Here is a 13,444-nt window from a genome sequence, read left to right as displayed (position 1 = left end):
GCACGACGGCGTCCCGGGAGCGGAGCGCGCCGGATCCGCCCGCTGCCCAGGACCCCCATGCCCCGAATCCCCGCCCTCCTCCTGCCCGTCCTCGCCCTCCCCGGCATCGCCGCCCGGGTGGGGGAGTTCCTCTACCGCCGCTCGGACGCGTCCGGCGACATCCACCCGGACGACGCCGCGCACGGCACCGTCGCGGGCCCGGACCCCGACCGGATCGCGGTGGTCGGCGAGATGGGCATGATCAGCCTCGGCGTGCGCACCCACGAGATCGCCCTCCCCGCGTTCCTCGCCCGGCACCACGCGACGCGCACGGGACGTGGCGTCGCCTGGTCGATCGCGCCCCTGCCGCGCTCGTGCCTCCGCGAGGCGCCCGCCGTGATCGCGACCGTCGAGGGCGAGCTCGCGCGGGCGGACGCGGTCGTGCTGCTCGCCGGGATCACCGACGTGCTGCGCGTCACCTCCACCCGCGCATGGAGCCGGCAGATGCGGAGCGCCATCGAGGCGCTGCGGGCGCACCTGCCGCGGGACGCGTGGATCCTCGTCGCCGACATCCCGCCGCTCGACAACGCCGGGAGCCTCTCGCAGCCGGCGCGCCTCGCGGCGGGCCTCCACGCGCAGGCCCTGAACCGGCACACGCGCGAGGCCATCGCCGGCCTCCCGTGCACGCGCGCCGTCCCGTTTCCCGAGGAGCTCACGCGCGCGCTGTGGCGGCCGGAGTCGGAGGAGCGCCGGTACCAGCGCACCTACCGCTCGTGGGGCGCGCACCTCTCGGAGGCGCTCGTCGCGGCGCGGGCCTGAGCACCGACGGCGGCCGGACCCTCGCCCGGCTTGTCCCGGATGGTGAGGTTAGGCTAACCTCACCTGCGTGACCCTCCCCGCCTCCACCGCTCCGCTCGCGCGCGCCGCGGACCCGGATCCGACGCCCGAGTCACCCGCCGCCTCCGCCCTCGAGGCCCGCGACATCACGGTCGCGTACGGCGACGCGGAGGTCGTGCACGGCGCGGGGCTCGAGATCCGGCCCGGCTGCGTCACCGCGCTCGTCGGCCCGAACGGCAGCGGCAAGTCGACGCTGCTGCGCACGATGGCCCGGCTCCAGGCGGCGCGCTCCGGATCGCTCGTGCTGCGCGAGGACGGCGGCGAGGCTCGCGAGTCCGACGCCCTCGACCTCTCCCTCCGCCGCTTCGCCCGCCGCGTCGCGCTCCTCACGCAGGGACGCCCGACGCCCGGCGGCCTGAGCGTCCGCGACGTCGTCGAGTTCGGCCGCTACCCGCACCGCGGGCGCTTCGGCGGGGCGGATCCCGAGGGCCGCACGGCCGTGGATCGCGCGCTCGACCTCACCGGCCTCGCCGCCCTCGCCGACCGCGGCGTCGACCAGCTCTCCGGCGGCCAGCTCCAGCGCGTGTGGCTCGCGAGCTGCCTCGCCCAGGAGACGGGGGTGCTCCTCCTCGACGAGCCCACCACGTACCTCGACCTCCGCTACCAGGTCGAGCTCCTCGACCTGGTGCGCGACCTCGCCGACGACGGGCGCATCGCCGTCGGCGTCGTCCTCCACGACCTCGATCAGGCCGCCGCGCTCGCCGACACCGTCGCGCTGCTCTCGGACGGCCGGATCGTCAAGACCGGCACCCCATCCGAGGTGCTCACCCCCGACCTCCTCACGGAGGTCTACGGCATCCCCGTCGAGGTCCACGCGGACCCGACGACGGGCAGCCTGCGCACCCGCGCGGTCGCCCGCCACCACCACAGGAACGAGAGGCTCCACCCGTGATCACGAGACGACGAACCCTGGCGATGACCGCCCTCGCCGCCGCGACAGCGCTCACGCTGACCGCATGCGGCACCACCGAGGAGGCATCCACGGGCGCCGGATCCACCCCGAGCGGCGAGCAGGTCACGCTCACCGACGGTACCGGCGCGGAGGTGACGCTCGACGGGCCCGCGACCAAGGTCGTCGGCACCGAGTGGAACGTCGTGGAGAACCTCGTGTCGCTGGGCGTGGACCCCGTCGGCGTCGCGGACGTCGCGGGCTACGGCGCGTGGTCCGCGGCCGTCCCGCTCGTGAACGAGCCCGCCGACATCGGCACGCGCGGCGAGCCGAGCGTGGAGACCATCGCGTCGCTCGCGCCCGACCTCATCGTCGCGACCACCGACCTGCCCGTGGACGCCATCGAGCAGCTGAAGGCGATCGCGCCCGTGCTGCAGGTCGAGTCGGCCGACGGCAGCAAGCAGATCCAGCAGAGCGAGGACAACCTCGAGCTCATCGCGAAGGCGACGGGCACCGAGGACCAGGCGACGAAGGTCATCGACGCCTACGACCAGGCCGTCACCGACGCGAAGGCGAAGCTCGACGCCGCCGGGCTCGCGGGATCCAAGTTCCTGTTCGCGGACGCGTACGTGGACGCCGGCGCCGTCACCATCCGTCCGTTCGGCACGGGCTCGCTCATCGGCGACGTCACCACCGAGCTCGGCCTCGAGAACGCGTGGACGGGCGAGGTCGACCCCGCCTACGGCCTCGGATCCACCGACGTCGAGGGCCTCACGACGGTCGGCGACGTGCAGTTCCTCTACAACTCCAACGCCACGCAGGGCGACGACCCGTTCGCCTCCACGCTCGCGGGCAATGCCGTCTGGCAGTCGCTCCCGTTCGTGACGGCGGGCGACGTGCACCGCATGCCCGACGGCATCTGGGCGTTCGGCGGCCCGGCGTCGATGACGGCGTACGCGACGGCCGTGTCCGACCTGCTGGCCGGCTGACCCGCACCCCTCCGATGACCGCTCCCGTCCGCACCGCGCCCCCGTCGACCGACGCCTCCCCGGCGTCCGCGTCCGTCGGCCCGGCGTCGATCCCGGATCCCGCCCCCGCGCTCGCCGCCGTCGCGCGCGCCGACGGGGCCGGCCGGATCCCGGTGCGGGCGGTCGCGGTCGTCGCCCTCCTCGCGCTCGTCGTGGCGGTGCTCGCGGTGATCGACGTCACCCAGGGCACCGCCGCGGTCGGCCCACGCGAGGTGTGGGAGGCGCTCACCGGGCGCGCGACCCCGGGCGACGCGTCCGTCGTGGTGGCGTCGCGGCTGCCGCGCATGGCGGCCGGGATCCTCGTCGGCCTCGCCCTCGGCGCGGCCGGCGCGGCCCTCCAGGCCGTGAGCCGCAACGTGCTCGCCTCGCCCGACACCCTCGCCGTGAACGCCGGCGCCTACGCGGCCCTCGCGGTCGCGGCGGTCACCGGGCTCACGCTGCCGGTGCTCGCCGGCGCGGGCGTCGCGTTCGTCGGCGGCCTCGTCGCGGCGGCGGTCGTGCTCGCGGTCTCGGGCCTCGGATCCGGCACGGTGCGCCTCGTGCTCGCGGGCAGCGCGCTCGCGCTCGGCCTCGGATCCGTCACCAGCGCGCTCCTCCTCCTCTTCCCGCAGCAGACCAGTGGCCTCTACCGCTGGGGCCAGGGCGGCATCGGCCAGAACGGGTTCGACGCGGTCGCGCAGATGGCGCCCGTCGTGGTGGTCGCGCTCGGGATCCTGCTCCTCATCACCCGCCGGCTCGACGCGCTCGGGCTCGGCGACGACGCCGCCCGCAGCCTCGGCGTCGACGTGCGCGCGACCCGCGTGATCGCCGTGCTCGCCTCGGTGCTGCTCGCCGCCGCGGCCGTGACGGTCGCCGGCCCCATCGGTTTCGTCGGCCTGTACGCGCCCGCGTTCGTGCGGCCGCTGCGGCGGCTCGTGCCGGGCGTCCGCCGCTCGTGGGTCTTCATCCCCGTCGCCGGGCTCATGGGCGCGGCGGTCGTGCTGCTCGCCGACGTGCTGCTGCGCGCGGTCGTCGGCGCCGAGGCATCGGTCGCGGTGCCGACCGGGCTCGTCACCTCCCTCATCGGCGCGGTCGTGCTCGTGGTGCTGGCCGTGCGCACGCGCGACAGCGCGACGCCCGCGCCCACCGAGCGGCACGGCGTGATCACCCGCCGTCGCGCCGCGCTCGTGGTCGGCGCGCTAGTCGCGGTGCTCGTCGGGCTGCTCGTCGCGTCCGTGCTCCTCGGCGACGCGAAGCTGCTCCTCGGCGACGTCGTCAACGGGATCCGCGGCACGGCCGGTCCCGTCGTCAGCTACGTGCTCGACACCCGCGTGCCGCGCGTGCTCGCCGCCGTGCTCGCGGGCGCGGCGCTCGCGCTGGCGGGCGTGCTCGTGCAGGCCGTGACCCGCAACCCGCTCGCGGATCCCGCGATCCTCGGCGTCTCCGGCGGCGCGGGCCTCGGCGCCGTGCTGTTCGTGACCAGCGCGCCCCTCGCGTCCGGCTGGGGCATCGCGGGCGCGGCCGGACTCGGGGCGCTCGCCGCGGCGGCCGTCGTCTTCGGCCTCGCCGCGCGCGGCGGCTTCCCGCAGAACCGGCTGGTGCTCATCGGCGTCGGCGTCTCGGCGGGCACGGCCGCGGCCATCAGCATGATCATCGTGCTCACCGACCCGTTCAACGGGGCGAAGGCGCTCACCTGGCTCTCCGGATCCACCTACGGCCGCGGCTTCGACGACGCCCTGCCGGTGCTGGTCGCCCTCGTGCTCGCCGTGGCCGTGGCGGCCCCGCGGCACCGGATGCTGGATCTCGTCGCCCTCGACGACGACACCCCGCGCCTCCTCGGCGTCGGGCTCGGCCGCGCGCGCCTGCTCGCGCTCTCCATCGCGGTGGTGCTCACGGCGACGGCGGTCGCCGCGGTCGGCGTGATCGGCTTCGTCGGCCTGGTCGCGCCGCACGCGGCCCGCGCGCTCGTCGGATCGCGCCACGCGCGCGTCGTGCCCGTCGCGATCCTGCTGGGCGCCGCCCTCGTGACCCTCGCCGACCTGCTCGGCCGTACCGTGATCGCCCCGGGCCAGCTCGGCGCCGGCCTCGTGACCGCGCTCGTCGGCACGCCGTACTTCGTGTGGCTGCTGTGGCGCGGGCGGACGGCCCGGGGGCGCTGAACCCGCGGGACGACGGTCGGCGCCGCCCGCGGCGCGGCACCCGCGCCCGCCGGCGTCACGGACGCGCGCGCGGCTGCAGCCTCTCGAGCTGGGTGACGTGCTGCGGGGTCAGCTCCTCGAGCGAATGCGCGCCGAGGAGCTTCATGGTGCGGACGATCTGGTCCGACAGGATCGCGATGGTGCGGTCCACGCCCTGACGCCCGCCGGCCATCAGGCCGTAGAGGTAGGCGCGGCCGATGAGCGTGAACCTCGCCCCGAGGGCGACGGACGCGACGATGTCGGCGCCGTTCATGATGCCCGTGTCGACCATCACCTCACTGTCGGACCCGATCTCGCGCACCACCTCGGGCAGCAGGTGGAAGGGGATCGGGGCGCGGTCGAGCTGGCGGCCGCCGTGGTTGGAGAGCACGATGCCGTCGACGCCCGCTTCGACGAACCTCCTCGCGTCCTCGAGGCTCTGCACGCCCTTCACCACGAGCTTCCCGGGCCACATCCCGCGGATGATCCGCAGGTCGTCGAAGCTGATCGTGGGATCCATGGCGAGGTCGAGGAGGTCTCCCACGGTGCCGCCCGTCGAGCTGAGGGACGCGAACTCGAGCTTCTTCGTGGTGAGGAAGTCGTACCACCACCACGGGCGGGGGAGCGCATCCAGGACAGTGCCGACCGTGAGCTGCGGCGGGATCGAGAAGCCGTTGCGCTTGTCCCGGAGGCGCGCGCCGGCGACAGGCGTGTCGACCGTGAAGAAGAGCGTCTCGAACCCGGCGGCGGCAGCCCGCTCGACGAGCCCGTAGGAGATGTCGCGGTCGCGCATCACGTACAGCTGGAACCAGTTCCGGCCGTCCGGGTTCACCTCCTTCACGTCCTCGATGGAGGTGGTGCCGAGGGTCGACAGGGTGAAGGGGATGCCCGCGGCCGCCGCCGCCCCCGCCCCCGCGGTCTCGCCCTCGGTCTGCATCAACCGGGTGAAGCCGGTCGGCGCGATGCCGAAGGGCAGGGCCGACGGAGCCCCCAGGACCGTCGCCGTGGTGTCGACCGCCGCGACGTCCCGCAGCACCTGCGGGTGGAACTCGACGTCCTCGAACGCCTGGCGGGCGCGGGCGATGGAGATCTCGCCCTCCGCGGATCCGTCGGTGTAGTCGAACGCGGCCTTCGGCGTGCGGCGCTTCGCGATCGTCCGCAGGTCCTCGATGGTGAGCGCCGCGTCGAGCCGGCGCTTCCGGCCGTCGAGCTCGGGCCTCTTGAAGCTCAGGTACTCGAGGAGCTCGACGGGCTTGGGGAACTGACGTTGCACCATGTGCGCGCCGCCCTTTCTGTGGAATCGGATGCGGGGGAGTGGTCGTTACGCTCAGCGGGCGCGGGTCCTTGGTCGGTACCGGACCGGCGGGTACGACTGTAGGACGAGGGAGCGAAGCGACTCCAGGGAGCCGCTCGCAAGACCCTGGGATCGGGCTTGCACGAGGATGTTGCCGATTGCCGTCGCCTCCACCGGTCCTGCGAGCACGGGGAGCCCCGTGCGGTCAGCGGTGAGCTGGCACAGGAGGGCGTTCTGGGATCCGCCGCCGACGACGTGGACCTCCCGGACGGTGCGGCCGGAGATGCGTTCCGCATCCCGGAGGGTCGCCGCGTAGGTCTCGGCGAGCGATTCCAGGATGCTGCGGACGAGCGCAGCACGCGTGGCGGGCACTGGCACGTCGTGTTCTTCGAACCAGGCGGCGATGCGCGTCGGCATGTTGCCGGGCGGGGTGAAGCGCGGGTCCTGGATGTCGAACGTCGGCACGAGTCCCGGGACGCTCGCGGCTTCGTCGAGGAGGGTGGCGAGGTCGCTGCTGCGCTCGGAATCTGTGGATCCCGCGCCGTCCCATGCCCGCATCGACTCGCTGAGGAGCCACAGCCCGGACACGTTGCGGAGGAGGCGCGTGGTGCCGTCGACGCCGCCTTCGTTGGTGAACCCGGCCAGACGGGCGTCCTCAGTGAGCAGCGGGCGGTGGAGCTCGAGACCGACGAGCGACCACGTCCCGCTGGAGATGTACGCGGCGCTGTCTCCGATCATGGGCACGGCGACCACGGCGGATGCGGTGTCGTGCGACCCCACCGCGGTCACGCTGACCGCATCGCCTGCTCCGATGGCGCCTCTGATCGACGGCAGCAGCGACCCCAGCGTCGCTCCGGGCTCGATGAAGGGCGCGAACATATCGCGCGGGATGCTGAGGAGGTCCAGGAGCGTGAGGTCGAGGGTGCCGGTGATAGGCGACACGAGGCCAGTCGTCGACGCGTTGGTGACCTCCGTCGCCTGCACGCCGGTGAGCCACCAGGCAAGCAGGTCCGGCATGAGCAGGGCCCGGTCGGCGAGCGGCAACGTGCCGCTGAGCCGGTCGGCGGTCAATTGGAACACCGTGTTGAAGGGTAGGTGCTGCAATCCGGTGCGGGCGAAGAGGTCCTCAGCGGAGATGCGCCTGTGCGCGGCCGCCACTCCCGCCGCGGTTCGCGCGTCGCGGTAGTGGTAGGGCGTACCGAGCATCCTCCCGCCGCGCAGGAGCGCGTAGTCCACCGCCCACGAGTCCACGCCGATGGAGACCAGCTCATCGGCGTCGCGGACGGCAGCGCCGAGGCCGTCGAGGACGGACCGCCAGAGCCCGGTCGTGTCCCAGTGCAGGCCGGACGCGTCGGGCGCGCTCTCGTGCAGGGGGACGGGGCGGTTGGCGAACCGCGCGATGTGGCGGAGTCGGATGCCGCCGACGTCGACGCTGCCGAGGATCACGCGGCCGCTGCTCGCGCCGAGATCGACGGCCGCTACCTGCTTCACCATCCGCGTGCCCTCGCGGCGCCGACATGCGTCATCGGAGGAACGCGGCCGCGACGCCCGCATCGACGGGCACGTGCAGACCGGTCGTGTGCGAGAAGTCTGAGGTGCAGAGCGCGAACACGGCGTTCGCCACGTTCTCGGGGACGACCTCCCGCTTGAGGATGGTGCGCTTCGCGTAGAACGCGCCCAGGTCCTCCTCCTCGATCCCGTAGGTCTTGGCGCGGTTGGCGCCCCACCCGGAGGCGAAGATCCCGGAGCCGCGGACGACGCCGTCGGGGTTGATGCCGTTCACCTTGATGCCGTGCTCGCCGAGCTCCGCAGCGAGGAGGCGCACCTGGTGGGCCTGGTCGGCCTTCGTGGCGGAGTAGGCGATGTTGTTCGGGCCCGCGAAGACGGAGTTCTTCGAGGAGATGTAGATGATGTCGCCCCCGAGCCCCTGGTCGACGAGCACGCGTGCCGCGGCCTGGGAGACGAGGAACGAGCCCTTGGCCATCACGTCGTGCTGCAGGTCCCAGTCGGCCTCGGTCGTGTCGAACAGCGACTTCGACAGCGAGAGCCCGGCGTTGTTGACGACGAGGTCGAGCCCGCCGAACGCGAGGACCGTCGCGTCGACGGCGGCCTTCACCGCTGCGGCGTCGGACACGTTCGCCGCGACACCGACCGCGACGTCCGCGGGTCCCAGCTCGGCGGCAGCGGCCTGGGCCTTGGCGAGGTCGAGGTCCGCGATGACGACACATGCGCCCTCCGCGGCGAGGCGGGTGGCGATGGCCTTGCCGATGCCCGACGCGGCGCCGGTCACGAGCGCGATGCGGGACGCGAGGGGCTTCGGCTTTGGCATCCGCTGCAGCTTCGCCTCCTCGAGCGCCCAGTACTCGATGCGGAACTTCTCCGCCTCGTCGATGGGCGCGTAGGTCGAGATCGCCTCGGCGCCGCGCATGACGTTGATCGCGTTGACGTAGAACTCGCCCGCCACGCGCGCGGTCTGCTTGTTCGCGCCGTACGAGAACATGCCGACGCCGGGGATCAGGACGATCAGCGGATCGGCCCCGCGGATCGCCGGGCTCTCGGGCGTCGCGTGCGCGTCGTAGTAGGCCTGGTAGTCGGCCCGGTAGGCGTCGTGCAGCGCGGGGAGGCGCTGGAGGATCTCCTCGACGGGCGCCGTCGCCGGCAGATCGACGACGAGGGGCTTCACCTTGGTGCGGAGGAAGTGGTCCGGGCAGGAGGTGCCGAGCGCGGCGAGGCGCGGGTGCTCCGTGCTGGCGAGGAAGTCGAGGACCTCCGCCGAGTCGGTGAAGTGGCCGACCTGGGGGCGGTCCTGGGAAGCGATCGCCCGCAGGTGCGGGGCGAGTGCGGCGGCCTTGGCGCGGCGCTCCTCCTCGGGCAGGGCGGCGTGGCCGTCGAGCGCGGGACCGAACGGCTCCGGGGTGCCGTGCTCCGCGATGTAGGCGGATGCGGTCTCGATGATGCGGAGGGAGTTCGCCTCCGCCTCCTCGCTCGTGTCGCCCCATGCGGTGATCCCGTGGCCGCCGAGGATCGCGCCGATCACGCCGGGGTTCGCCGCCTTGATCGCGGCGATGTCGAGCCCGAGCTGGAATCCGGGTCGACGCCACGGTACCCAGGCGACGGTTCCGCCGAACGCCTCGGCGGTGAGTCGCTCGCCGTCGGCGGCGGTCGCGAAGGCGATGCCGGAGTCAGGGTGCAGGTGGTCGACGTGCGCGGCGTCGACGAGACCGTGCATCGCGGTGTCGATGGACGGCGCGGCACCGCCCTTGCCGTGCAGCGTGTAGTCGAAGGCGGCGACCATCTCGTCCTCGCGCTCGACGCCCGGGTACACGTTCGCCAGCGCGCGGAGGCGGTCGAGCCGCAGGACCGCGAGGCCCGACTCGGTCAGCGTGCCGAGGTCCCCACCCGACCCCTTCACCCAGAGCAGCTCGACAGGCTCCCCGGTGACGGGATCCGTGGCCGTGCCCTTCGCGGAGGTGTTGCCTCCCGCGTAGTTCGTGTTCCTGGGGTCGGCACCCAGGCGGTTCGATCGGGCGATGAGCTCAGCGGCGGTGTCGTTCGTCATGGGGTTCGGAGGTTCCTGTCCTGAGGGGGGAGCGAGAGGTTGGAGGTGAGGGAGGCGGCGACGCGTCAGGCGCCCCAGCCGGCCTGCGTGCCGCCGACCCGCTCCTCGGCGAGCCGCTCCGCGCGTCCGGACGCGGCGTAGGCCTGCATGGGGTCGGCGGGGAGACCCCGGCTCTCCCGCCACGCGGCCAGCGACGGGCGCACGTCGGAGTAGAACGCGTCCATGAGGATCCCGTTCGCGCCCAGCACGTCGCCGGCGAGCTGCGCCTGCTCGAGCGCCGCGCGGTCGACCATGAGCGCGCGCGCCGTCATCTCCTGCACGTTGAGCACGGAGCGGATCTGACCGGGGATCTTGTCCTCGACGTTGTGGCACTGGTCGAGCATGAACGCGACGGGGGAGTCGGGCCCGTAGCCGCCGCCGCGGACGACCTCGTAGAGGATCCGGAACAGCTGGAACGGGTCGGCCGCGCCGACGATGAGGTCGTCGTCGGCGTAGAAGCGCGAGTTGAAGTCGAACGAGCCGAGCTTCCCGAGGCGCAGCAGCTGGGCGACGATGAACTCGATGTTGGTGCCCGGCGCGTGGTGACCGGTATCCAGGCACACGAGCGCCCGGTCCCCGAGGGCGGCCACGTGCGCGTAGCTGGTGCCCCAGTCCGGGACGTCCATGTGGTAGAACGCCGGCTCGAAGAACTTGTACTCGAGCACCATCCGCTGGTCCGTTCCGAGGCGTGCGTAGATCTCCGCGAGGGAGTCGGCGAGGCGGTCCTGGCGGCCGCGGATGTCCTGCTGGCCCGGGTAGTTCGACCCGTCGGCGAGCCAGATCTTGAGGTCGCGGGATCCGGTCGCGTCCATGATGTCGATGCAGGCGAGGTGGTGGTCGATCGCCTTCTGCCGGATGACCGGATCCGAGTGCGTGAGCGACCCGAACTTGTAGTCGTCGTCCTGGAACGTGTTCGAGTTGATCGTGCCGAGCCGCACGCCCTTCGACGCGGCGAAGTCGCCGAGAGCCGCGTAGTCGTCCACCCGGTCCCAGGGGATGTGCAGCGCGACCGTCGGGGAGAGCCCGGTGAGCTCGTGCACCGTCGCGGCGTCGGAGATCTTCTCCTTGATGGTGCGCGGCGTGCCCGGCGTCGTGAAGACCTTGAAGCGCGTGCCGGCGTTGCCGAACGCCCAGGAGGGCAGCTCGATGGCCTGCTGCTCGAGCTGGCGGAGGATGTCGGGGCCGAGGTCGGTCACGGGGGAGTCCTTGTCTGCGACGATGGAGGAAGGCAGCCGATGAATCGTTTCATCAGTTCGTCTGCGACAGTAGTCCGCCGCTCCACAGACTGTCAACGAGGTGGGCGCCGACCGCCCCGCGCTGCCTCGGCCGCGAGACCGCCATGGCATAGCCTCGGGACCCGAGGCCGTGGCATCCCCCGTCCTCCATCCCCGATCCCGTGGCGAGGAGCCGACGTGTCCGTGAGCATCCGCGACGTCGCCGCGCGGGCCGGCGTCTCGGTCGGGACGGTGTCCAACGTCCTCAACCGGCCGGAGCGGGTCAACCCCGACGCCGTGCGGAAGGTGCAGTCCGCCATCGCCGAGCTCGGCTTCGTCCGCAACGACGCCGCACGGCAGCTGCGCGCGGGCCGGAGCCGGAGCATCGGCCTCGTCGTCCTCGACTCCGGGAACCCGTTCTTCGCCGAGCTCGCCCGCGGTGCCCAGGCCCGTGCCGCGGACGCGGGCCTCGCCGTGCTGCTCGGCAGCACCGACGGGGACGCCGGGAGGGAGGACGCCTACATCGACCTGTTCGAGGAGCAGCGGGTCACGGGCGTCCTCATCTCCCCGCAGGGCGAGGGCTCGGCCCGCATCGCGCGGCTCCGCGCGCACGGGATCCCCTGCGTCCTGGTCGACCGCGAGGCCGACGATCCCGAGCACTCGTCAGTCGCCGTCGACGACGCGGCCGGCGGCCGCCTCGCGGTGGGGCACCTCCTGCAGCTCGGCCGCCGTCGCATCGCCGTCCTCGGAGGGCCGACGTCCATCCGACAGGTGTCTGACCGCGTATCGGGGGCGCGCGCCGCGGTCGCCGCCGTCCCCGGAGCCACCCTCGAGGAGATCCCCACCGCGGGGCTCTCGGTCCTGGCCGGACGGGAGGCGGGGCGCGCGATCGCCGACCGCGATCCAGGGGAGCGCCCCGACGCGATCTTCGCCGCGAACGACCTCGTCGCCGTCGGCGTCCTCCAGGCGTTGGCGCTGCTGGGCGACATCCGCGTACCCGAGGACATCGCCCTCATCGGCTACGACGACATCGCCTTCGCGAGTGCGACCGTCGTGCCCCTGTCGAGCATCCGCCAGCCCAGCGCGCTCATCGGCGCCACCGCGGTCGACCTCCTGCTCGGCGACGTGCCGCGGCAGGTGCTCTTCCAGCCCGAGCTCGTCGTCCGGGCTTCCACCGCGGGATGAGGCACCACCGAAGGCCCCTGCGCTCTATGCCGCGTCGTCGGTGTCAGGCGGAGGCGCTGCTGGCGCGGACGATGAGACGCGGCGAGAGCGTCACCGTCTCGTGGACGTGCTCCGTCGGCGCGGTGATCTCCTCGGCCAGCAGGCGCATGGCCCGGTGTCCCATCTCGACGCCCGGCTGCCCCACGGTGGAGAGCGGGAGCAGCGTGCTGTCCGCGAAGTGGTTGTCGTCGTAGCCGACGATCGCCACGTCCTCGGGGACGCGGACGCCCTCGACGACCATGGACTGCACGATCCCGGCGGCCAGGGCGTCCGACGCGGAGACGATCCCGTCGGGGCGCGCGGACGGCGGCCGCGCCGCGAGCTCCCGGCCGATGGCGATCCCCGGCGGCACGGTGAGCTTGGTCGTGGTGATGAGCTCCAGGGTCACGCCGGCGGCTGCGCGGACCGCACGCGACGCCCCCTCGAACCGGTCCCGCACGGCGGTGAGGCTGAAGGGGCCGCCGATGAAGGCCAGCCGGGTCCGGCCCTGGTCGATCAGGTGCTGCGCGGAGAGCTCGCCCCCCAGGACCTCGTCGACGACGACGCCGCAGCTCTCCCCGTCGACGCCGGGCCAGTTGACGAAGACGACCCTGGTCCCCCGGCGCCGCAGCGTGCGGACCTCGTCCAGGGGGCCGTCGAACGGGGCCAGGACGATGCCCGCGGCGCGCGCCTGCTCGAACAGCTCGAGGTGCGCCGTCTGCTTGCCGAGATCCACGTCCGAGTTGGCGAGCAGCACGCGCCGCCCGAGCGCGTCGGCCTCCTGCTCGATGCCGCGGGAGATGTCGAGGAAGTAGGAGTTCCCGAGGTCGACCGCGATGAAGCCGATCGCGGTCCCGCGCCCCACCGCGAGGCTGCGCGCGGTGCTGTTCGGGACGAAGCCGAGGGTCGAGATCGCGTCGAGGACCCTCTCCCGGGTGCTCGCGCGGACGGCCGTCGGGCTGTTCAGCACGTTGGAGACCGTCCCGATGGAGACTCCCGCGAGCTTCGCCACATCCGACATCAGCGGCGCACGGCGCGGGGGAGTCGTCGGGGAAGCCGTCATGGTGCGACCGAGCGTACCGTCCCGTGATCGGATCGCGACTTGACACGACGGTGGCACCGTGGCTTACTTTGAAGCGCTTCAACTTCTGGAGCGTCCAGCCATTCAAGGAGGAATGTTGCTCAA

General features: G+C 73.1%; 10 protein-coding genes. 5 read left to right on the top strand and 5 right to left on the bottom strand.

Annotated elements, in window-relative coordinates; translation table 11 throughout:
• Positions 1–57: 57 nt before the first annotated feature.
• The 4 genes from FGI33_RS12770 to FGI33_RS12755 all read left to right on the top strand — a co-directional run bounded on the left by FGI33_RS12770 (position 58) and on the right by FGI33_RS12755 (position 4,931).
• Positions 58–798 carry an SGNH/GDSL hydrolase family protein gene (locus FGI33_RS12770; RefSeq protein ID WP_119435133.1) on the top strand — a complete coding sequence of 247 codons (741 nt, stop codon included), beginning with the start codon at positions 58–60 and terminating at the stop codon, positions 796–798.
• A 67-nt stretch (positions 799–865) separates the two neighbouring features.
• The gene (locus tag FGI33_RS12765) at positions 866–1,768 is read left to right on the top strand and encodes an ABC transporter ATP-binding protein (RefSeq protein WP_119435134.1); all 903 of its coding nucleotides are present in this window, start codon (positions 866–868) and stop codon (positions 1,766–1,768) included.
• On the top strand, positions 1,765–2,754 hold the full coding sequence (locus tag FGI33_RS12760; RefSeq protein WP_119435135.1) for an iron-siderophore ABC transporter substrate-binding protein: 990 nt from the start codon (positions 1,765–1,767) through the stop codon (positions 2,752–2,754). The genes FGI33_RS12765 and FGI33_RS12760 overlap by 4 nt, the downstream gene beginning before the upstream one ends.
• Before the next feature lie 14 nt (positions 2,755–2,768).
• Positions 2,769–4,931, top strand: a complete 2,163-nt coding sequence (locus FGI33_RS12755) for an iron ABC transporter permease (protein WP_237581980.1) — start codon at positions 2,769–2,771, stop codon at positions 4,929–4,931.
• A gap of 55 nt (positions 4,932–4,986) precedes the next feature.
• On the opposite strand, the gene FGI33_RS12750 is transcribed toward FGI33_RS12755, so the two are convergent.
• The 4 genes from FGI33_RS12750 to rhaI all read right to left on the bottom strand — a co-directional run bounded on the left by FGI33_RS12750 (position 4,987) and on the right by rhaI (position 11,037).
• On the bottom strand, positions 4,987–6,225 hold the full coding sequence (locus FGI33_RS12750) for an alpha-hydroxy acid oxidase (RefSeq protein ID WP_119433884.1): 1,239 nt from the start codon (positions 6,223–6,225) through the stop codon (positions 4,987–4,989).
• A gap of 51 nt (positions 6,226–6,276) precedes the next feature.
• Entirely contained in the window at positions 6,277–7,737 is a 1,461-nt protein-coding gene (locus FGI33_RS12745; RefSeq protein ID WP_119433885.1) for a rhamnulokinase, read from the bottom strand.
• A gap of 28 nt (positions 7,738–7,765) precedes the next feature.
• On the bottom strand, positions 7,766–9,802 hold the full coding sequence (locus FGI33_RS12740; RefSeq protein WP_119433886.1) for a bifunctional aldolase/short-chain dehydrogenase: 2,037 nt from the start codon (positions 9,800–9,802) through the stop codon (positions 7,766–7,768).
• A gap of 65 nt (positions 9,803–9,867) precedes the next feature.
• The gene (gene rhaI, locus FGI33_RS12735; RefSeq protein ID WP_119433887.1) at positions 9,868–11,037 is read right to left on the bottom strand and encodes an L-rhamnose isomerase; all 1,170 of its coding nucleotides are present in this window, start codon (positions 11,035–11,037) and stop codon (positions 9,868–9,870) included.
• A 216-nt stretch (positions 11,038–11,253) separates the two neighbouring features.
• On the opposite strand from rhaI, the gene FGI33_RS12730 reads away from it, so the two are divergent.
• On the top strand, positions 11,254–12,240 hold the full coding sequence (locus tag FGI33_RS12730) for a LacI family DNA-binding transcriptional regulator (RefSeq protein WP_119433888.1): 987 nt from the start codon (positions 11,254–11,256) through the stop codon (positions 12,238–12,240).
• 43 nt (positions 12,241–12,283) lie between these two features.
• Here FGI33_RS12730 and FGI33_RS12725 read toward each other — a convergent pair whose 3' ends face one another.
• A complete protein-coding gene (locus tag FGI33_RS12725; RefSeq protein WP_119433889.1) occupies positions 12,284–13,321 on the bottom strand; it encodes a LacI family DNA-binding transcriptional regulator in 1,038 nt (345 codons plus the stop codon).
• Between the last annotated feature and the right edge of the window lie 123 nt (positions 13,322–13,444).

Source organism: Clavibacter phaseoli (assembly GCF_021922925.1).
Lineage (GTDB): Bacteria > Actinomycetota > Actinomycetes > Actinomycetales > Microbacteriaceae > Clavibacter > Clavibacter phaseoli.
The sequence above is the reverse complement of the archived record's forward strand: the minus strand, read 5'-3'. Positions and strand labels throughout refer to the sequence as shown.